18 protein-coding genes and 1 pseudogene are annotated in these 20,967 nt (G+C 62.8%); 12 read left to right on the forward strand and 7 right to left on the reverse strand.

Annotated elements, in window-relative coordinates:
* The 9 genes and pseudogenes from ABH939_RS22725 to ABH939_RS22765 all read left to right on the forward strand — a co-directional run.
* Nucleotides 1–144, forward strand: a pseudogene (locus tag ABH939_RS22725) (aspartate aminotransferase family protein); the annotation flags it as partial.
* Nucleotides 145–436: 292 nt separating this feature from the next.
* Entirely contained in the window at nt 437–1,876 is a 1,440-nt protein-coding gene (locus tag ABH939_RS22730; RefSeq protein WP_404650178.1) for a uracil-xanthine permease family protein, read from the forward strand.
* 89 nt (nt 1,877–1,965) lie between these two features.
* Nucleotides 1,966–2,868 carry a xanthine dehydrogenase family protein subunit M gene (locus tag ABH939_RS22735; protein ID WP_047271858.1) on the forward strand — a complete coding sequence of 301 codons (903 nt, stop codon included), beginning with the start codon at nt 1,966–1,968 and terminating at the stop codon, nt 2,866–2,868.
* Between the two features lie 2 nt (nt 2,869–2,870).
* Entirely contained in the window at nt 2,871–3,515 is a 645-nt protein-coding gene (locus ABH939_RS22740; RefSeq protein WP_003946048.1) for a (2Fe-2S)-binding protein, read from the forward strand.
* The gene (gene cutA, locus ABH939_RS22745; RefSeq protein ID WP_058039341.1) at nt 3,512–6,034 is read left to right on the forward strand and encodes an aerobic carbon-monoxide dehydrogenase large subunit; all 2,523 of its coding nucleotides are present in this window, start codon (nt 3,512–3,514) and stop codon (nt 6,032–6,034) included. Before ABH939_RS22740 ends, cutA begins: the two co-directional genes overlap by 4 nt.
* Entirely contained in the window at nt 6,031–6,702 is a 672-nt protein-coding gene (locus ABH939_RS22750; RefSeq protein ID WP_007735490.1) for a carbon monoxide dehydrogenase subunit G, read from the forward strand. The genes cutA and ABH939_RS22750 overlap by 4 nt, the downstream gene beginning before the upstream one ends.
* A 281-nt stretch (nt 6,703–6,983) precedes the next feature.
* Nucleotides 6,984–9,083 carry a hydantoinase/oxoprolinase family protein gene (locus ABH939_RS22755; protein WP_003946077.1) on the forward strand — a complete coding sequence of 700 codons (2,100 nt, stop codon included), beginning with the start codon at nt 6,984–6,986 and terminating at the stop codon, nt 9,081–9,083.
* The gene (locus ABH939_RS22760) at nt 9,083–11,026 is read left to right on the forward strand and encodes a hydantoinase B/oxoprolinase family protein (RefSeq protein ID WP_007735492.1); all 1,944 of its coding nucleotides are present in this window, start codon (nt 9,083–9,085) and stop codon (nt 11,024–11,026) included. The genes ABH939_RS22755 and ABH939_RS22760 overlap by 1 nt, the downstream gene beginning before the upstream one ends.
* A 14-nt stretch (nt 11,027–11,040) precedes the next feature.
* Nucleotides 11,041–11,874, forward strand: a complete 834-nt coding sequence (locus ABH939_RS22765) for an NmrA family NAD(P)-binding protein (RefSeq protein ID WP_404650179.1) — start codon at nt 11,041–11,043, stop codon at nt 11,872–11,874.
* Between the two features lie 6 nt (nt 11,875–11,880).
* Here the strand turns inward: ABH939_RS22765 and ABH939_RS22770 are convergent, their stop codons facing one another.
* From ABH939_RS22770 to ABH939_RS22790, 5 genes are read right to left on the reverse strand one after another with little or no spacing between them, the layout of a single operon-like run.
* A complete protein-coding gene (locus ABH939_RS22770) occupies nt 11,881–12,891 on the reverse strand; it encodes a YdcF family protein (protein WP_047271863.1) in 1,011 nt (336 codons plus the stop codon).
* 22 nt (nt 12,892–12,913) lie between these two features.
* The gene (locus ABH939_RS22775) at nt 12,914–13,723 is read right to left on the reverse strand and encodes an ABC transporter ATP-binding protein (RefSeq protein ID WP_054831935.1); all 810 of its coding nucleotides are present in this window, start codon (nt 13,721–13,723) and stop codon (nt 12,914–12,916) included.
* Nucleotides 13,723–14,505: an ABC transporter permease gene (locus ABH939_RS22780; protein WP_218959922.1), complete on the reverse strand. Its 783-nt coding sequence runs from the start codon at nt 14,503–14,505 to the stop codon at nt 13,723–13,725. The genes ABH939_RS22775 and ABH939_RS22780 overlap by 1 nt, the downstream gene beginning before the upstream one ends.
* Before the next feature lie 2 nt (nt 14,506–14,507).
* The gene (locus tag ABH939_RS22785) at nt 14,508–15,266 is read right to left on the reverse strand and encodes an ABC transporter permease (RefSeq protein WP_404650180.1); all 759 of its coding nucleotides are present in this window, start codon (nt 15,264–15,266) and stop codon (nt 14,508–14,510) included.
* 34 nt (nt 15,267–15,300) lie between these two features.
* Nucleotides 15,301–16,305 carry an ABC transporter substrate-binding protein gene (locus ABH939_RS22790; RefSeq protein ID WP_404650181.1) on the reverse strand — a complete coding sequence of 335 codons (1,005 nt, stop codon included), beginning with the start codon at nt 16,303–16,305 and terminating at the stop codon, nt 15,301–15,303.
* Nucleotides 16,306–16,500: 195 nt separating this feature from the next.
* On the opposite strand from ABH939_RS22790, the gene ABH939_RS22795 reads away from it, so the two are divergent.
* The 3 genes from ABH939_RS22795 to ABH939_RS22805 are packed head-to-tail and all read left to right on the forward strand — an operon-like array spanning nt 16,501 to nt 18,520.
* Nucleotides 16,501–17,277 (forward strand): IclR family transcriptional regulator, encoded by a 777-nt coding sequence (locus ABH939_RS22795; RefSeq protein ID WP_007735498.1) that lies wholly within the window; start codon nt 16,501–16,503, stop codon nt 17,275–17,277.
* A 2-nt stretch (nt 17,278–17,279) separates the two neighbouring features.
* Nucleotides 17,280–18,092 (forward strand): alpha/beta fold hydrolase, encoded by an 813-nt coding sequence (locus ABH939_RS22800; RefSeq protein ID WP_209448163.1) that lies wholly within the window; start codon nt 17,280–17,282, stop codon nt 18,090–18,092.
* Nucleotides 18,093–18,133: 41 nt separating this feature from the next.
* On the forward strand, nt 18,134–18,520 hold the full coding sequence (locus ABH939_RS22805; RefSeq protein WP_003946047.1) for a RidA family protein: 387 nt from the start codon (nt 18,134–18,136) through the stop codon (nt 18,518–18,520).
* A 13-nt stretch (nt 18,521–18,533) separates the two neighbouring features.
* Here ABH939_RS22805 and ABH939_RS22810 read toward each other — a convergent pair whose 3' ends face one another.
* Both ABH939_RS22810 and ABH939_RS22815 read right to left on the reverse strand, forming a co-directional pair.
* The gene (locus tag ABH939_RS22810) at nt 18,534–19,784 is read right to left on the reverse strand and encodes a reverse transcriptase family protein (RefSeq protein WP_080726578.1); all 1,251 of its coding nucleotides are present in this window, start codon (nt 19,782–19,784) and stop codon (nt 18,534–18,536) included.
* A 240-nt stretch (nt 19,785–20,024) separates the two neighbouring features.
* Nucleotides 20,025–20,966, reverse strand: a complete 942-nt coding sequence (locus tag ABH939_RS22815; RefSeq protein WP_404650182.1) for an ABC transporter substrate-binding protein — start codon at nt 20,964–20,966, stop codon at nt 20,025–20,027.
* Between the last annotated feature and the right edge of the window lies 1 nt (nt 20,967).

Consider the following 20,967-nt stretch of genomic DNA (forward strand, 5'->3'; position numbering starts at 1 on the left):
TTGCCGTTCGTGAAGACGCTTCGTGAGCACGGTATTTCGGGTCGCGCGGCGGGTCAGGGTGCGATGCAGATTTCGCCGACGTTCGTCATGACCGATGATCAGGTCGCGGAGATGGCCGCGGGGATCCTCGCAGCCCTCGGCTAGGTACCTCGTTTTCCGTTGACAGACATCGTGTTACGGAATCATTAAGCCGAAGAAAATGTTTGGGCCCTTTGTGGCGTGGTCCTCATCTCGGTCGAAACTGCCTCCAGCACTGACGATGACCCCTGCCCGCATCATCTGCCACCATTGTTGCCAATCTCGGTGAGTGGGTTCTGGCAGATTGTCATCACGTCCAAATCTCGGTCCTGCATTAGCGTTTCACTCCAGACACGGTGTTTGTGAGCTGGGGCACAAAGCATTTCGAACACCTTCCTCCTTTGCGAAAGGTCTCGTCATGCCGATCTGGACGTTGCACGGAGACGGAAAGAACATCGGAGCCGGTGAAGTGGTCGCTCCCGGCGAGCGACTCAGTTGGGCGAGAACCATCGGGTTGGGCGGCCAGCATGTCGTGTCGATGTTCGGCGCGACGTTCGTCTTCCCGATCATCATGGGCCTCAATCCTCAACTTGCCGTGATGATGTCGGGCTTTTGTACGCTCTTCTTCCTGCTGGTGGTCAAGGGGCACGTCCCCAGCTACCTCGGAACATCCGCAGCTTTTGTCGGTGGCGTTGCCGCCATTCGTGCCCAAGGTGGAACGACGGCCGAAGTGACCGGTGCGATTCTGGTGTCGGGGTTGGTTCTGGGATTCGTCGGCATCGCCATCCACTTTCTCGGCGGTGGCGTCATCAGTAAAGCGCTACCGCCGGTGGTGACCGGCGCTGTGGTGATGTTGATCGGCTTCAACCTGGCGCCTGTGGTCGCGGGGTTGTACTGGCCGCAGGATCAGTGGGTGGCACTGATCGTGATGGTTGTACTGATCGTGATGAGCGTTGCGCTACGCGGCTTCCTGGGACGTATCGCCATTCTCGTCGCGCTGGTTTTCGGCTACATCTTCTCGTGGGTCCTCGACCGGCTCTCCGGTCCGATCACGTCCGCCAGTGGTAGCGGCGCACCCACCGAGCACTTTCGTGTCAACTGGGATTCGGTGCACTCGGCGTCCTGGTTCGGGTTGCCGCCGTTCTCGGACGAAGCCAACGGGATCGTCGGTATCCACGCTCCCTCGTTCAGCCTCACGTTCATCGTTCTGGTGCTTCCCGGTGTCATCGCACTGGTCGCGGAAAACGCCGGACACGTCAAGGCGGTCGCCGAAATCACGGGCGACGATCTCGACCCGTACATCGGACGCGCCATTGCCGGTGACGGTTTTGCCACCGCCATCGCCAGCGCAGTAGGCGGCTCCCCTACGACGACTCATGCCGAGAACATCGGTGTCATGGCTGCCACGCGGGTGTACTCGACCGCCGCGTACGTGATTGCGGGTTTCATCGCGATCCTGCTCGGCTTCTCGCCTAAGTTCGGAGCAGTCATGGCGGCGACGCCCGGCGGCGTCCTGGGCGGAATTCTTGTGGTTCTGTTCGGCATGATCGGTCTGCTCGGCGCCAAGATCTGGAAAGAGAACGGCGTCGACTTCGGGAACCCGCTGAATCTGATGCCGATTGCCGCCGGTCTGATCATCGGTATCGGCGACACGGCGCTGAAGTTCAGTGACACGTTCTCGCTCGGAGGTATCGCGCTCGGCACCATCGTCTTGATCGCGATGTACCACCTCTGCCGGCTCGTGGGGTCCTGGAACCCTGAACTGAACAGGCCGAAGTCCGGGAGGCGGCCGGGCGCAACGCCGGGGGCGAATGCGTCAGATGACGAACTTGAAGAGCCCGTGGCGCAGCTCACGTGATGCCAAGTTGAATGTATGCCAGGTATGACCCGTGACCGTTGTCACATCTGCACAAAACGTGAAGTGACTCATAGAGGCAGGATTGAGTAATGAAACCGTCGCCGCTGACTTATCACCGACCGTCCTCGGTCGAGGACGCGTGCCGAATCCTCTCCGAGGTCTCTCACGAGGGGAAGGTGCTCGCCGGTGGGCAATCGCTTGTGCCGCTGCTGTCCATGCGCCTCGCCGCGCCCGCCCACATCGTCGACATCGGATCGATCCCGAACCTCGCCTCGGTGACCTCGTCCGAAGACGAAGGAGTGCGGTTCCAGGCCCTGGCCACGCACTCGGTGCTGGCGGCCGACGAAGGTGCTCGTCGAGTCCAGCCTCTGCTGAACCGTGCTCTGCAGTTGGTAGCGCACCCCACGATCCGTAACCGCGGGACGAGCGTCGGCTCCATCGTCCATGCCGATCCGTCGGCGGAGATGCCGGCAGTCCTGACGCTGCTCGGGGGCAGCGTGACCGTCCAGTCGGTGCGTGGCACCCGCGAGATCGCGTCGACGGATCTCTTCGCCGGCCCTCTCGAGTCGAGCCTGGAATCAGACGAGATCGCGGTGTCGGTGTCGGTGCCCGCCGCCGAACCCGGCGTGGGAACCGCCATCGACGAGATCGCGCGTCGTCACGGTGACTATGCACTGGTCGGCGTCGTCGCACGGATTCGCGTGGTCGACGGTCTGGTGGCCGAAGCGCACATGACGTACGTGTCCGCCGGAGAGCTGGGGCAGGTCGTGGACTACACGAACGTGCTGGCGGGGGCGTCCGCGACGGATCAGCGAGACCCGCGGTGGCGCACCCTCGGGGAATGCGCCCGCGCGCAGATAGATACCGAGGCAGACATTCACGGGACGGCGGCGTACCGCTCGCAGTTGGTGTCCGCGCTCACGGCGCGGGTCGGCTTCGCGGCGGCAACGGATGCTCTCAGTGAGAACGCAGTACTGGCAGGAAAGTGGTGACAATGTCCAAAAACGATCGCTCCATCGATGATCAACTTGCCGAGCTGGCAGCAGATACCGGTGAGCACCATGTAGCTGTCACGTTCACGCTCAACGAGGTGACGAACACCGTCGTTCTTCCCTCCCGCACTCTGGCTTCGGATGCCATTCGTCACCACCTCCGTAAGACGGGCACGCACGTGGGTTGTGAACACGGCGTGTGTGGTGCGTGCACCGTGCTGCTCGACGGAAAGCCTGTTCGATCCTGCCTCGTCCTCGCGGCCAGCCTCGAAGGTCGATCGATCACCACCGTCGAAGGCCTCGTCGAGCCGGACGGCACTTTGCATCCGGTTCAGCAGGCGTTCAAGGATTGTCACGGTCTGCAGTGCGGATTCTGCACTCCGGGATTCGTGACGACCATCGCGGCATTTCTCGAGGAGAACCCCAACCCCACGCGGGAGGAAGCTACCGACGCGATAGCGGGAAACCTCTGCCGTTGTACGGGGTACCAGAACATCAGGGCGTCGGTTTTGCGCGCAGCCGAGATCAAGCGTGAACGGGCCGGGCAGTTCCCGCTCGGAATCGACGACGCGTCCACTCGGGAGGCGTTGGATCGCAAGGTGCGGGGAACAACGAATCCTGTCGGAGGACGGGCGGGTAAGGCATGAGTACTCCGGTCAAACCAGCAAAGCGCAACGGGGCGAAGCACCCCGCTTCCGATCATTCGACGGCCGATCATTCGGTTGCCGACGACGGCAAGTTCTTCGGTAAACCGATTCCGCGCGAGGAAGATACGCGTCTGCTCAGCGGTCAGGGGCGATACCTCGACGATCTGGGCCACAACGCGCTGATCGCGGCATTCGTCAGGTCGCCGCACGCTCATGCGCGAATCATCGACATCGACATCGACCAGGCGCTGGAAGTGCCTGGTGTGCATGCCATCTACACCTACGAAGATCTCCTGGCCGACACGCCGGAAATGGCGGAGAACCTGCCACTGCTCATTCCGCATCCGGGAATCATCGCTCCGCGCAACGGGTATCCCCTCGCGAAGGACGAGGTGAAGCATGTCGGCGAAGCCATCGCCATGGTGGTCGCCGACAACCGGTACATCGCCGAGGACGCTTGCGCGAAGATCGACGTCACCTACGAGGCGCTGAAGCCTGTAGTGGGGATCGACGTCGCTCGCACCGCCGCGAACGCCGTCCACGCAGACGTTCCGGACAACGTCGCCGCTCACCTGCAGCACGGGTTCGGAGATCTGGATGACGAACTGGCCGCCGCGCCGCACCGACTGACGCTGGATCTCGAAATCGAGCGTTCGGCTTCCATGCCGATGGAGGGCAAGGGCGTCTACGCACGTTGGGACGGTGACGAGAACACCCTCACGTTCTGGACCTCCACCCAGACGTCCACGTCCGCCCGCGCCGCAATCGCCGCGCGATTGGGGATGGCGCTGAACAAGGTTCACTGCATCGCTCCTGACGTCGGCGGCGGATTCGGCGTCAAGATCGTTCACCCGTGGCCCGAAGAAGTCATGATCACGTGGGCCGCTCGACGCCTCGGCCAGGCCGGTATCTCCTGCGAGGTGAAGTGGGTCGAGGATCGCCGTGAGCACTTCATCTCGAGCGCACACGAGCGCGGGCAGATCCAGAAGGTCGACATCGGATTCGATGACGATGGTCGTCTGTTGGCGTTCGACTTCACGTTCTGGCACGACAACGGTGCTTACCTGCCGTACGGGATCATCGTCATGATCAACACCGCGACGCAGGTTCTCGGGCCGTACAAGCCGAAGTCGTTCCGGGTCAACGCCTATTCGCTGTACACCAACACCGTGATCGTGACCCCGTACCGCGGCGCCGGACGTCCGCAGGCCGTGTTCGCGATGGAGCGATCCATGGACGCCATCGCCAAGTACCTGAACAAGGACAAGATCGCGGTGCGGGAGGCGAACTTCATTCGCCCCGAGGACATGCCGTACGACTTCGGCCTGATGTTCCAGGACGGACGCCCGTTGATCTACGACACGGGCGACTACCAGGCGGGCATCGACAAGCTCAAGAAGCTCATCGACTGGGACGGATTTCCCGAGTACCAGAGGAAGGCTCGTGCCGAAGGTCGGTCGGTCGGCATCGGTATCGGCGCGTACGTCGAGGGAACCGGACCCGGACCCTACGAGGGTGCGCACGTCGTGGTCGAGACGTCCGGAAAGGTCAAGGCCGCAACAGGCCTGACGACGCAGGGTCAGGGCCACCAGACCGCGTTCGCCCAGATCGTTGCGGACGACCTCGGAGTCAAGGTCTCCGACGTCGAGATCGTCACGGGTGATACCCGCCGGTTCGGTTATGCCGTCGGCACTTTCGCCTCGCGTGGTGCGGTCATGTCAGGTTCGGCCTTCCACGTCGCAGCGCAGATGGTCGCGGAGAAGGCGAAGAAGATCGCGTCCGGAATCCTGGATCTGCCGGAAACCGAACTGGAACTCCGGGAAGGCCACGTGTGCAAGATCGGCACCGAAGCCGGAGTGGAGGGTACGTCCGTACCGCTGAGTGTTGTTGCCGTGCTGTCGAACCCGCTACGATATGCGTTCGACCGTGAGTCGAAGCTGGCCACCGGTTTCGCCAAGACCGACACGGACATGTCGAAGCCGCCGATTCCCGAGGGTGAGCAGCCCGGTCTGGAAGCAACCGGCTACTACTCGCCGCCCAGTTCCACCTTCGCTTCGGGAGTGCACGCGGCGATCGTCGAAACCGATCCCGTGACAGCCGAGATCACGGTCCGTCGTTACGTTGTCATCCACGACTGCGGAAACGTGATCAACCCCCGCATCGTCGAAGGTCAGGTCATGGGCGCCGTCGCGCAAGGTATCGGCGGCGCACTCTACGAGCGGATCGTCTACGACGAGCACGGGCAGATGCTCAACGCGTCGTACATGGACTTCTTGATGCCGTTCGTCACCGAGATGCCGGATTCGCTCGAGATGGATCACACCGTCACGCCGTCGGGACTCAACCCACTCGGAATGAAGGGTGCCGGTGAGGCGGGTGTGATCCCCACCAGCGCCGTCATCGCGGCTGCCATCGAGGACGCCGAAGGAATCTCGATCACGTCCATGCCCATTTCACCGTCCGAACTGTTCGAACTTCGACTCGCACACGCGGGTTCGTCATCAGAGGAGAATGCATGAGAATCGCCGGCACCGCGCAGCTGACGGCACCTCGCGAAGAGGTCTACGACAAGCTCCAGGACGGTCGTGTACTGGCCGCGACCATTCCCGGTGTGCAGTCGCTCGAGCAGCTCACGGACAATCACTACAAGCTCTCCATCATGGCGGGAGTTGCGTCGATCAAGGGCGTCTACGACGGCGAGGTTGTTCTGTCGCAACAGAATCGGCCCAATTCGTTTGTCATGACGGCTTCGGGGGCGGGTGCTCCCGGCACGGTGAAGGCGGACGTCACGGTCACCTTGACGGAGAACGAGGGTGGCACGCTGCTTTCGTATGACGCCGACGCCGTGGTCGGCGGGATGGTCGGCGGCGTCGGGCAGCGCATGATCACCGGTGTAGCCAAGAAGATGGCCGGGGTGTTCTTCAAGAGCATCGACGGCGTCATTGCCAACGGCATTCCCGAGAAGGTCACTGCCGCCGTGGCGGCGGCGGTACCGGCAGTGGCGGTCGAAGGCGCGCCGGTAGTTTCCGGAGCTGTCGCGGCACCGGCGGTTCTTCCGGCCGCTGCACCGACAGCGGGCGGCACAGATGCTCGCACGGTGATGGTCAGCGCCGTCGTCGGCGCAGCCATTGCTTTGTCAGGTGTTGCTATAGGCGGATTCCTGGCGCGTTCTGGTTGTCGCGAGTAGTTCGCGTAGGTGTCAACAGCTGATTCACGATGAGGGAAACGCCCCGAACCGACCAGGTTCGGGGCGTTTTTCACGTCCGCGTAACCCATTGGGGCGCCGGCGAAGATCCGCTCGTGATCGTGCGCCGAACCTTGGTCCCCCGATTCGGCGAATTGTGACAAAGAATCCGCTCTTCCGAACCTGTGGAATAGCTCTACACGTCAGGTACGAGCCACTTACCGGCTAGGCCGCAACCGTCGATCGGTACCAGACGAGACGAGCCAAAGATCTCAGGAGGAAGCGTGGAACCCAGGAAGATTCGGGTCGGTATCGATACCGGCGGAACGTTCACCGACATCGTGGCAGTGGACGACGAAACCGGCGCCATCGTCACCACCAAGACCCCGTCCACCCCGGCGGACCCCGCCGAGGGCTTTCTCGCCGGTATCGAGAAGGTACTCGCCAAGCTCGGTGAGAGTGGCGACTCCATCGGTGCGGTCAGCCACGGCACGACCGTAGCGACGAACAAGCTGCTCGAAGGCAAGGTCGAGAACCTCGGCTTCATCACCACTGAGGGCTACGAGCACGTTCTCGAGATCGCTCGTCAGTCGGTGCCGGACGGTTACGGCAACTCGTACTTCTGGGTCAAGCCCGAACGCATCGTCCCCGCCGATCGTGTACGCACCGTCGGTGGACGCCTTTCCTTCGACGGCAGCGAGATTCGTCCGCTCGACGAAGAGAGTGTCCGCAGCGCAGCGCAGTTCTTCAAGGACCGCGGGATCCGGACCATCGGCGTCTGCCTCATGCACTCGTACGCCGATCCGACGCACGAGGAGCGCGTACGCGACATCCTCTTCGAAGTTTTCCCCGATGCGACGGTGAGCATCTCGAGCCAGGTGCTGCGTGAGTACCGCGAATACGAGCGGTCCATCACCACACTCGTGGACGCCGCGGTCAAGCCGAACATCCGCAACTACGTGAACAACATCGCGAATCGTCTGCGTGAGTTCTCGACCACCGACGGTGAACCCCGCGACATCCCGTTCTACGTCATGAAGTCCAACGGCGGTGTCCTGTCGGCCAAAGAGGTTGTTCACCAGCCTATTACGACAGTCCTGTCGGGACCGGCCGCCGGAGCCCTCGGTGCTGCGCTGATCGCCGACGCCGCCGGCGTCGAGCAGGTGTTGACCTGTGACGGCGGCGGAACGTCGACGGATGTCACCGTCGTGGTTCGCGGCGAGCCCGCGCTGACCACCGAAGGGCGAGTGGGCAACTACCCGTCGAAGATCCCGATGATCGACGTCGTGACCGTCGGCGCCGGTGGTGGGTCGATCGCGTGGATGACGCCGGAACACACCCTCCGAGTCGGCCCTCAGTCGGCCGGCGCCGATCCCGGACCGTTGTGCTACGGCAAGGGCGGCAGCGAACCGACCATCACCGACGCGCACGTCCTGCTCGGTCGCATCCCACCCCACCTACTCGGTGGCGAGATTCCTCTCGACACGGAATTGGCACGCAAGGGCCTCGAAGAGCTTGCAACACAGCTCAGTCTGGGCTTCGAGGAGTGCGCGGTCGGCGTCCTCGAGGTCTCGGCATGGAACCAGGCCAACGCCTTGCGTCAGATCACCGTCAAGCGTGGCCTCGACGTTCGCGACTTCACCCTCGTGACGTTCGGCGGCTCCGGCTCCCTGCTCGCCTGCCGTCTCGTCGACATCCTGGGTCTGAAAGACGTTCTCGTCCCGCTCAATCCGGGTAACGTCTCCGCGTTCGGTCTGCTGACGGTCGATGTCCGCAACGACTACGTCCAGACGCATGTCAGTCGTCACGACCGGTTGAAGGCTGAAGACCTGCAGAGCCAGTTCGACGCGCTGGCCGGCGAAGCCGAGATCGCGCTCGCCGAAGAGGGTTTCGACGAGACGCAGCGCAAGTACTCTCGTACTGCGGATCTGCGCTACCTCGGTCAGGCATTCGAGGTGCGCGTCCCGGTGGCGGAAGGTACCGTCACGGCGCAGATCATGGACGACGCGGCCGAGGCGTTCCACCAGGCGCACCGCGAACTGTACGGCTACGACTTCCGGGGAGACCCGTCGCAGCACGTCGAGTGGGTCAACCTGCGCGTGAGTGGCATCGGCCCGATCAAGCGTCCGACGCTCAAGGAGATCCCGGCCGGCACCGGCGCCGACACCGCTCGAACCGGTTCGCGTCAATCGTATTTCGACAGCTGGGTCGAAACGGCCACCTACGATCGCACACTGCTCGGTGCGGGTGACGTCATCGAAGGACCGGCCGTGATCGAGGAGTTCAGCTCGACTGTCCCGATCCACCCCGGATTCTCGGCACGTATCGACACCTTCGGGAACATTCGTATCTCGAAGTCTTCCGACTCGAACGGAGTGAAGTGATGACCGCCATTCTCGATGCTGCTGCTGCCACCGCGGCCAAGCCGTACCGACTCACCGCTACCGACGGCGCGTCACCTGACCCGATTCTGGTCGAGATCGTCGCCGGTTACCTCGCCAGCGTGGAAATGGAGGTGGAGACCTCCATTTCGCGCACCTCGCGCTCACCGATGATCCGTGACGCTCACGACTTCCGCGCCGGTATTCACGACCGGAACCTCCGCAAGCTCACGGGCCGTTCGTATTCCGCCCTGGTTCATCCGATCGCCCGGGACTTCCCACTCGAGACGATGAAGCCGGGAGACGTGTACTTCCACAACGACGTCTACCTGTCCGAAGGTGGCATCGGCCATCTCCCCGACCTCTGCGTCACGGTGCCTGTCTTCGCCCGCGTCACCCCCGATGCCGAGCCGAAAGTTGTTGCGTTCGTTCAGGCATTCGGTCACCACGACGACATCGGCGGTTGCTGCCCCGGCTCCATGCCGTCCGGCGCCACCACGGTGTACGAAGAGGGACTGATGGTTCCGCCGATCAAACTGTGGGACCAGGGAGTTCCCAACGAGGCGGCGCTGCGCATCATGACGCGTAACTCCCGCATGCCGGACGCCCTCGCAGCTGACCTCGACGCCGAGTGCTCGGCGTGCCTGATGGGTGCGCGTCGACTCACCGAACTGTTCGAGCGCTACGGCGTCGACACCGTCGAGTCGTGCTTCGACGCGATGATGGACGCGACCACCGAGACGTACCGTCGCGAGATCCTCAGCAAGATCCCGGTCGGTGAGTACACGTGGGAGGACTACGCCGAGCACGACGGCGTCGACGAACCGATGCTCCACATCCAGCGCATCACGCTCACGAAGACGCGACCGGAGGACGAGGGCGGCGAGCGACTCATCCTGGACTTCAACGGAACCGGACCGCAGGCAAAGGGCCCGATCAACCACTGTGGTGACTACGCGGACGGAAACTTCCTCATCAAGTGGTTGGCCCCGATTCTGCGTAACCTCGCGGACACCCCGGAGCGCATGGCCGAACTGGATGTCAACGAGGGCGTCGTACCGCTGATCGAGATGAAGTTCCCCGAGAAGGGAACACTGATCACCCCGATCTTCCCCGCTCCCACCAACGCGCGCACGTTCGTCATCCTCCGTCTGCTCGGAGTGCTGGCCGGCGTCGTGGCCAAGGCTGTGGACGGCAACATGCCCGCCGATCAGGAGACCATCAGGTACACCGGTGTTTACGGTGAGGACTTCGAGGGTCACTCGTACCTCATGCGTGAGGTGCTCGGCGGAGGTTCCGGCGGACGCTACTACGCCGACGGCGAGGACACGATTCACGTCGTTCCCGATTCACGGAACCTGCCGACCGAATTCACCGAGAGCCGTTTCCCCTTCATCGTCGAAAAGCTCGGTCTGGCCATGGATTCGGGCGGAGCCGGACGCTACCGCGGCGGTCTGGGATACGAGAAGCACATCCGCATGCTCAAGGATGCTCACTTCATGTCCATCGCGGACCGTTCGATTCTCGCCTGCTGGGGAGTCAAGGGTGGCAAGGCCGGTCGGCCGTTCTCCGTCGTCCTGGATCCGGGTGGACCGAACGAGCGTGAGTTCGACGCGCTGACCGATGCCGAGCCGATCAAGGCCGGCGAGGTCGTACGGATTCGCACCACCGGTGGTGGTGGTTGGGGAGATCCCCTGGAGCGCCCGACCGAAGAGGTCTTGCGAGACATTCAGTGGCGCAAGGTTTCCGTAGAGGGTGCACGCGACGACTACGGCGTTGTCGTCGTGATCGAGGGTGACGAGCCGACCGTCGACGAGGCTGCTACCACGGAGTTGCGGGATCAGTTGCGCTCGGAACGCGGTGAGAACGAGCCCTTCTTCGATCGGGGTCCGGGCTACGCGCAGCTTTCGGGTGGCGCCACCTCAGCGGTCTACGACTACGTCTAGGACGGAAAACTCTCATGGAGAACGGAATTGCTCGCGGCGCCGACATCGCGGTGATCGGCGCCGCGGGTAAGACCGGTGAGGCCGTCGTCGCCGCACTGCCGCCGAGCGTGACAGTTCGGCGACTGGTGCGAAAGGCGCGTGTCGACGGGGACTTCGAGGTAGAACTGGAAACCGGAAGCGGACTGCGCAAGGCGCTCGCCGGGTGCCGAGGCGTGTACTTCATTGGCCCGAACGTCCATCCCGACGAGCCCGCACTGCTTCGCAATGCGCTGACGGCAGCGGCTTCGGCGGGAGTGGAGCACTTTGTCTATCACTCCGTCGCGTGGCCGTTCAGCCCGTCCATGCCGCATCACCTGGACAAAGCCAGGTGTGAGGACGAACTGCATCGTTCACCCTTGAAATGGACTGTGCTGCAACCGTGTGCGTACGCGCAGAATTTCGAGGCGGTACTCACTGGTCGGTCTGACACCATCGTCCTGCCGTACAGCGCGGAAACGAAGTTCTCGTTCGTGAGTCTGGCGGACGTGGCGGCTGTTGCCGCGGTCGTACTGAGCGAGGGCTCGGGTGAACATCACGGAGCGACGTACGAGGTGGGCGGCCCGCAAGCTCTGAGCGTCGTGGAGGTGGCACAGATGGTGGAAAAGCAGACGTCACGGACCGTCGCGATAGATCAGATCAGCGTGGATCAATGGCGCGAACAGATCGGCAGCAGCCTTGACGTCAACGCCAGCTCGCGTCTGGCGGCGATGTTCGAGTTCTACAACCACCATGATTTTCTTGCCGGCAGCGCGGCCGTCGAACTGCTTCTGGGTCGCCGACCGATGGGCGTCGAGAGCCTGATTCGCTGAATCCGGCTACGAAATGCCTCCGACCGCCCAGACCACCAGTGGGGGCAGGGCGGCCAGGATCAGGCAGACCGTTCCGTTGAGCCACTTGTGCTCCACCGTGACGGCGGCGAACTCGCGCAGAATGGCGCTCGGCAGGTAGTACCGGGCGGTGTGGGAACCGATGACTTCCGCATCCAGATCGAGGCTTCGGGCAAACGTCGCGGTTCGGAGGATGTGGAAGTTGCTGGTGACCAGCACCATTCGAGGCTTCGTGGTGTTGGCACGGAGAAGGTCCCTGGTGTACTCGAGGTTCTCGAGCGTGGTGGTCGAGCGGTCCTCGAGAATCACGCTCTCGCGCGGTATCCCGTGATCGACGAGGTAGACGCACATTGCCTCCGCCTCGCTGACCACCTCGTCCGAACCCTTCCCGCCGCTCACGACCAACAGTGGTGAACGTCCTTCGCGGACCTCGGCGCGAAAGACGTCGGCCGCCTTGTCCAGACGGCTGGCAAGCAGGGGCGTCACGTCGGCGCCCGAAAGCCCGGCGCCGTGAACCACTATCGCGTCCATTCCGGGCTGATACTTCTGGCGTCCGTAGACGTAGGAGTAGAGCAGAAAGCTCGTGAACAGAAACCCCAGGTACGACGCGACCAGGCTGAACGAACCGAGAACGACTGCGAGCCAATATCTCTGCGTCAGCAGCGCTGATGCGAGCAACACGTAGGGAACGAGCAGGCCGAGTCCGGCGACGAGTGAGAGCAGATTCGCGACGCTGAATCCCTCGCGCCGCAGCATCGTGACTCCGTTGACGATCAGGAATCCTGCAAGCATGAGCACCAGCAACGGCGAGAGCAGAGCGATCGTCGCGATGACGAACGACGGGACCTCGGTTCCCGGCGCACCCGACTGCAACATCCACAGACCGGTGAAGATCAGTCCGAGAAGTAGGTAGACGCCGTTGCTCAGCCTCCGTCGATCCTGCCTGAACCGGTAGCCGCAGAATCCGAGCAGCGCGAGGCCGATGAGGAGAAGGATCACGGAGCCAGCCTAGGCGAGGCGCTTACGACACGGGCGCCACCACCTTCGACTGCTGGATCGCGGACAGGACCCTGGTACGGCACTCGATGAACAGTGGGTCTGCCTTGGTGGTCAGTTGATCTCGAGCTCCGGTCAACGGGACGTCGACGATGTCCTGCGTCAATGCCGGAGTTCCGCCGAGGACGACCACTCGATCGGACAGGTACACCGATTCGTCGACGTCGTGGGTGACGAGGAGGACGGTGATGCCAAGATCACGCTGAAGCGTCAGCAGCAGGTCTTCGAGTTCCGCGCGGGTCTGCGCATCGACCGACGCGAAGGGTTCGTCCATGAGGAGTACCTGCGGCCGATAGGCGAGAGCGCGAGCTATCGCCACTCTCTGCTGCATTCCGCCGGACAACTGCCAGGGGTAGGAACGCGCAGCACCGCCTAGACCGACAACGGCAAGTGCATCGCTAACCCTCTCGTTCTGAACCTTCCGCGCCAGACCGTTGCCCCGTAGCGGCAGGCGAACGTTCTCGCCCACTCGAAGCCACGGCATCAGTGTGCGTCCGTAGTCCTGTGACACGAGAGCCAGCGTGGCCGGCGGTGCATCGATCGCGATCCCGGCGATGCGGACCTCACCGGTGGTCGGCTTCTGCAGACCGGCGATGCAACGAATCAGCGTGCTCTTGCCGATGCCGGAATGGCCGACGATGCAGACGATTTCTCCGGGTGCAACGGACAGATCGATGCCGCGGAGCACTTCGCGGCCGGTGGGACCGCCGTAGGTCACCCCGAGGCCGCTCAGTTCGACTGCGGGTATCGATGCCGCAGATTCTGTGGATGACATCAGTTTCCTTTCACTGCGAGAGCGTCGTGGGTCCGCGGCTGCCATCTGAGCAACCATCGTTCGATCACGCCGTATCCGAGGTTGAGCACGTATCCGATGATTCCCAGCAGGAGAATTCCGGACCACATGTCGGCGATCGCGAAGGTCTGTTGCGCGACGATCACGAAGTGACCGATTCCTGCAGTGGAGACGTACATTTCGCTTCCGACCATGATGACGACACCGATCGCGAGACTGGTGCGGATACCGACTGTTATCTGCGGCATCGCTCCGGGGAGGAGTACCTGCGTCACCAGGAGGGGTGTACGGATCCGGTAGCTGCGCGCCACCAATCGGATACTCGGGTCGATGGAGCGAATGCCGTCGAGGGTGTTGAGGAGTATCGGCCAGACCGCGCCGAAGGCGATGGCGGCAACGTTACCCGTCGAACCGGTTCCGAAAACGATGAAAAGAGCGGGTAATACGGCCAGCGCCGGAATAGCGCGGAAGAACTGGAGAAACGGATCGGCAATGTCGGCAGCCAGCGGGAACAGTGCCAGCAGGAGACCGGCGCCGACGCCGACCACCAGTGCCACGGCGAGACCGAAGGCAAGGTTGGTCAAGCTCGGTACGACGTCGTGGGCGAATCCCGGACCGAACCAGTTGTCCACAAACGCTTTCCAGATACGCGACAGCGGCGGGAAGTAAGGCGACTTGCTCGACTCCGAACCGAAGTACCATACGACGACGATCAAGATCGGCAGCCACAACTCCCACGCGAGGAGTCGAAGTCCTGACATCATCTTCACGTCGTCATCCTCCTCGGGATGTAATGCCAGGCAAGTAAACGATTCTCGATCGCCATCACGGCGAAGGCGAGCAGCATTCCGAGTAGTCCGGCGACGATGATCAGTGCGAACATTCGATCGGGGACGGATTGGCTCAGCAGGATCTCCTTACCGAGTCCCGGCACGCCGGCGATCAATTCTGCACCGATGGTCAGCAGCAAGCTCAGTGTTGCCGAGATGCGAATCCCGGTGAAGATGTAGGGCATCGATGCCGGTGCGACGACGAGAGCGAGCCTGCGCCACAGTGGAAGTCGGAAGGATCGTGCGGTGGCCAGCAGTTCCGGGTCGACGTTGCGCACACCGTGAATCGTCTGGAGCAGAATCGGCCACACACTTACTGCCACGATCAGTGCCACCGCCATCCGTTGCGTCGGGCCCATGATCAGCAGAAAGAGCGGAATGATTGCGAGCGGCGGAACGGTTCGGCAGAAGTCGATGACGAAGCGGGAGGAGACCGTCAGGAACGGGTGCGCGGCGAGCAGCAGCCCTGCCGGGATTCCGATCACCAGGCACAGCGCCAATCCGATCGCCGTGGTGGTCACCGTTTGTCCCAGTGATGTCCACAACGAGGACGTGCCGAGTTCGTTCACAAAGGCCACTGCCACGTCGCTGAACTTCGGAATACCTTGGACGTCCTCGTCGCCGAGCATTCCGAAGATCTGCCAGGCGGCTGCCAACGCGAAGAGCGTCAGCAGCCGACCGAGCAGAACCTGCATGCGGCGAGTCTGCAGGGTTGTCAAGGCGGACAACTCAGTTGGCCGGGGTCAGCAGGGATTCGGCCTCGACCGAATCCGTCAGTACCCCGTACTTGACCAGCAGTTCGATCTCCGTGCCGAGAGCACCCGGTTCCACTACTGCGACGAACTGAGGATTCTTGCTGTTGGCCAGCATTTCGAGCGGAATCTTGGCTTGTGTCGAGAGTGCAGCCTTGACCGCGCCCGGATTCTGATTGGCGTAGTCAACTGATTTGGCAAGCGCGGTACGGAATTTCGCGAGTGAGTCAGGGTTCGCATTGACAAACGATTCCGAAGCGACCAGCGAGGTCCCTGGCACACCGGGCGCGGCCAAGGGGAAGGGGTGGCCGAGGATCTTCAGCCCCGAGTCGGTTGCTTTACTCAGGAACGGATCGATGAGGAACGCCGCGTCGGCCCCGCCGGTGGAAACCAGGTCGCCGAGGTTGGGCATGGGCGCCTGAATGAACGAGACCTTGTTCGCTGCTCCGCCGGATTTCTCCACCGCGGCAGAGATGACTGCTTCGCTGACGGACTTCAAACCGCTGATCGCGACGGTCTTGCCTTCGAGGTCACGGAAGCCGCTGATGGAACTGTCCTTGGCGACCACGAGACCGGACTGGTCGACGCTGTCATTTGCGGCAAAATTCGTGAGCCCGCCGACAATGGTGACGGGCATGTTCTGGCTCCGTGCCTGAATTGCGGCAGCGGCAGTCGTGGCTGCCATATCTGCATTTCCGCTGAGCAACAACGGAATTTGAGCCGAGGAACTAGCGCCGCCCTCCACGAGTTCGATGTCGAGTCCCTCATCGGTGAAGTACCCCTGCTCCATGCCGAGCCAAATCGGTGCGAAGTCCGCGATCGGCTGAGGTGCGATTCGAATCGTGGTGGTCTGGGTGCCCCCGTCGTCGGAGGCCGTGGCGTCGCTCGAACAGCCTGTCAGTGCCAATGCCGCGGTCGCGACCGCGGCTAGGGCAACAACTCTGAACCGTGGTGTCGACCGAAGGGTAAGTCCAACCGTCATGTCCGAAAACCTCTCGCTGGGAAAGATATGACTTCCTTGCCGGTAATCCGGTGGGAAGGTGAAGAAGCTCAAAGAATTCCGTACGCCGGAACGATTGTTGTGACTATAGTAATTTCCAAGACGAATGCCAAGGGTTTTCCAAGAACACGAGATTTCGGATCGCCGGGTACATCCACGGCACCGGGAGGGGATCGGATGACGAAGGGTTCTGCGTCCGCCGTCGACAAAGCGTTGGATCTACTCGAGGCCATCGCGCGCTCGACCACGCCGATGAAGCTCAGCGAACTGGCAGAAGAAGTCGGGATGCTCCGCCCGACTGCGCACCGAGTGCTCGGAGAACTCGCGAACCGTGGTTGGGTCTTCCGCTACGACGGTCGCTATCTCCCCGGCCCGGCTGCACTGCAGGTTTCCCACGAAGCGGCAGCGCATTCGTTGGCGGCCTTGTGCGATCCGACCATGCGGGTGCTGTCCGAGAGCACGGACATGATGGTGAATCTGCAGGTTCTCGAGAGCGGCGGGACGCGGATCATCGCGGCGCTGCGTCCCGAGCGACTCAAGATGATCACTCGGATGCTCGGGGATCTGCTTCCGCCGCACCGGTTCGCGGGTCCGCTCGCGTTGGTGGCGGCACTCGAGGACAACACCCGGGCGCCCTACCTGGCGATGGTGGAGAAGAGTGGCTATCCGCTGGAAGGACCCACCGGCTTTCTCGCCGACATCGCCGAGACGCAGAAAACCGGATTCGCCGTTGTCCACAAACGATCTCAGGACATCATCGGTTCGGTCTCGCGTGCAGTGTCTTCCCGCAAGGGGTCTCCGCTCTGTGCGTTGACGGTGATCGGTTTCGATACCGACTTCGATGCGAAAACGACGCGAATGGTCGAAGAACACCTGCTGCGGGCCACCGATGAAGTGCAGCAACTCCTCACTGACCACACTTCGGGCAAGCGCCCGTCCGACACAGGAGAATAAGGATGATTTCACGGACCGAGGGCTTCATCACCGTCGCAGACGGCGAACGGGTCTGGTACGAGACTGCCGGCGAGGGCCCGGATCTGATTCTCACGCACGGTCTCGGCGGAAATGCGGCCGTCTGGTACCAGCAGGTGCCCTACTTCGCTCAGCACTATCGGGTGATCAGCTGGGATCAGCGAGGATTCGGCCGCTCTACCAACGAGAACGGCAACCACGGCCCGGTAGCGGCAGTCTCTGATCTGATCGAAATCATGGACCTGTTGGCGGTTGATCGAGCGCACGTGGTCGGCCAGTCGATGGGCGGTTGGGCCGCATTGGGGGCCGCGATCGCTGTTCCGGACCGGGTGGAGTCGGTAGTCCTGGCCTGCACGACCGGCGGCATTCCCGTCGGCTTCGGTCCGGACAGCGCACCGCCCCTCACCGCGGCGCCCGTCACGGCGCGGCCCCTGGGGGAACATCCCGCTGTGGGCGGACGGTTGCCGAGCCTGGACATGGCGAGGGCATACCTGTACCAAGCTCTCGGCACCTTCGGTCATCGCCCACCTGACACCGAGTTCTTCCGAATTCTCAAGGCCCACAACTATTCGGTGGCCGAACTCGCGGCGGTGGCTGCACCGGTTCTGCTGATCGCGGGTGAGCTGGACGATTTGATGACACCCGAGCGGATTCGCAGCGCCGCCGAGTTCCTGCCCCACGCCGAAGTGGTCGAGCTTGCCGACCGCGGCCACTCCCCCTATTTCGAGGACCCACACGCGTGGAACGAGTTGGTGGCGCACTTCCTGGCCGATGTTCGTGCGCGCCCAGTGCGCTGAAACGCCAACTCGTCACGCATATTCAACTCCGAGGAGATCTAATGGATTCATCTCAGACCGTCGAGTTCATACCACCCGCTTTCGATACGCCGTTCTCCACCGGAGTGCGCGTCGGAGACGTTCTGTATCTGTCGGGTCAGATCGGCATGCTCCCGGACGGGACTTTGGCCGACGGCTTCGAAGCGCAGGCTCGTCAGACCATGGAGAACATCGTGGCTTCGCTGATCGCTTACGGTTCCGGCGTCGAAGCAATCTTCAAATGCACTGTCATGCTTGACGACATGTCTCGTTGGCAGGAGTTCAACAAGGTCTACCTCGAGTATTTCCCGGCGTCGAGACTGCCGGCCCGCAGTGCGTTCGGAACAGACGGACTGGCACTGGGTGCGCACATGGAGGTCGAATGCATGGCCTACACCCCGCGGGTCTGACTGCTCGCGGGCACTAACCGTCCCAATCCACACGTTCAGCCAGGCGCAGCAATGTGCGTCGGCGTGTAGTGCTGGTTTCGCCGATGTGCGCGATCCGGCCGTAGATGTGGGCGCGGAAGTTCTCCACGCCATCCCGATTCTGTTCCTGCGCAGAAGTACTGGCGGCATTGTGCAGCAGGGCGCGCAAGCGATCGTAGTCGTCGCGCGGATACGAGGGTTGGTCGTTGATCACCAGCCCGGTGAGGTGTTGGCGTCGATGAGGGCGCATCACCTTGGTCTTTCGTGGATGGATGGCAAACCCTTCGTCTCTGGCGATCTGCTCGACCGTCCAGAGGAGGGTGCCGACGTCGGCTACTTCGATTCCGGAGAACGCGAGATCGTCGGCGTATCGGGTGTAGGTGAGCCAGTTCGCTTGTGCGAGTCCACTCAAGCGGATGTCGAGTTTGCGTGCGACGAGATTCGCCAGTGCAGGAGAAGTGGGTGCGCCTTGCGGAAGATGCGCGGTGCGTAGCTGTGATGCCTGTGCATACGGTAGGCCGCGCAGGGTATCGGCAGGCGTTGCAACAGTGCACAATCCGGTGAGAACGCCTGCCACTGCGGGTGGATAGCCGAGGGCGGCGAAGACGGCATGAACGCGGCTGCCGCTGATCGAAGGGAAGAACTGCGCGAGGTCCGCGCCGATCACGATTTCCGACTGCGCGTGCGGCGCTGCAAAAGTCAGAGGGCTTCGACCACGGACAAATCCGTGTGCCGCGTCGTGCGGGGGCACCAGGTCGAGGATGCGGCGCAGGATCTTCCGCTGAATTTCGCGCAATCGGGGTTTCGGTACCTCGAGGAGGCGAGCGCCGGCCTTCTTGCTGATCTGCATCGGCCGGTAGTGGCGTAGCGGTCGGGGTTTCGTGCGGAGCCATTCCCCTCGGTCGGCGAACCACTCGAGTTCGGAGATCGTCAGATCCAGTGAACGAGCCAGGTCCACACTGGTGTTGTAGCGGGGAACGTCGAACCGCCACACCGAGGTTTCATTGGTGTCCAGTGAGAGGGGAACAGGCCGCAGGCGAGGTAGTTCGCGAAGCAATCGGTACAGAGTCTGCGGTTCGAACGGTGGGGCGGGCATGAGGTCGAGAACGCGCACGGCCAGGAGCGTCGGGGAAACGCCGAAGACGGTTCCGAATGCCTCCTCGAGGCCGCTGAGGGTCCACGGAGCGTCAGCGGCCGCAACGGCCAGACGACGCGCCAACTCGGGATCGAGCTCGAAGTCACGCATGATCCGACTCCGGGATGCGACGGGGCGGGGTGACCAAATCCTTTGTCCGGTGCGGCGGCAAGCACGCGGAGCGTGCCGAACGCCGGTGGACGCAGTATCCAATTCTTCTGGCCGACCCAGGGGTTACCCCTGAGACTGGTCGCGTGGACCAACTCTCACCCACGCGCCGCCGCATTCCTTCACAATGGCAGACCGTTCGGTATCTGTCACGTGTGAAGCGGATCTGTCAGGAGTGGGTCCTCAGATCGACGAACGATCCGAACCGACGAACTCGCTGATCCACGGCACGACTGCTTCGCGGACGGTGACCGCTTTCGGCAGTAGTCCGTTGCTCAGCAGGAGATCGGCCGCGCGCTGCTGCTCGTCCAGGAACTCGTCGGTGACAGGGTTGACACCGAAAGGACGTCCGCGCAGTGCAGCTTCCCAGGCATCGAGGCTCGCGGACCCGCCACGCTTCTCGACGTCGTCGACGAAGACCTGGGCGGCTTCGCGGGGGTTGGCTTCGATCCAGGCGTCGGATTCCTGCAGGGCCTCGATGATCGCCTGGAGGGCCTCCGGGTTGGTATCCGCGAAATCGCGCCGGGTGAACCACAGTGAGGGGTGGCTGAAGAGTCCGTCGGTGGCGATCAGCGTGCGCAGTTCGTGGTTCGCTTCGATGTCCGTCAGCCCCGGGTACGCGCCAACCCAGGCATCGATGGTGCCGTCGACGAGGTCCGCTCCACCACCGCGTACGTCGGTGTCGACGGGGACGATGTCGGACCAGGTCAGCCCCGCCTGATCCAAGGCGAACAACAAAAGTGTGGTCTGCCACGATCCGTGCGCGATGCCGACGCGCTTGCCGCGCAGGTCCTCAACCGTGTTGATCTCGGACTCTGCCTTGACTACCAGGCGCCCGTTCTCCACACGTGGGCCGGAGATTCCGATGTAGACGAGATCGCGGCCCTGAGCCAATCCGGTGACGGGCGGCGTGAATCCGGTTCCGATCACGTCGTATCCGCCCTCCTCGAACAGCCAGTCCGAGTGCAGGGTCGGCAAGGCGTTTTCCGGGTTCACTGCAGGCTTGGCGGGAAGCTCACGCAGGTCCACCCACTCGACATCGGGGAGACGGCGTTCGAGGATTTCGGTGTGGCGCAGTACGAACAGCGAATTGTTGTGTGGGAAGTATCCGACGCGAACGGTCATG

This window comes from Rhodococcus sp. 27YEA6 (assembly GCF_044908235.1).
Classification (GTDB): domain Bacteria; phylum Actinomycetota; class Actinomycetes; order Mycobacteriales; family Mycobacteriaceae; genus Rhodococcus_F; species Rhodococcus_F qingshengii.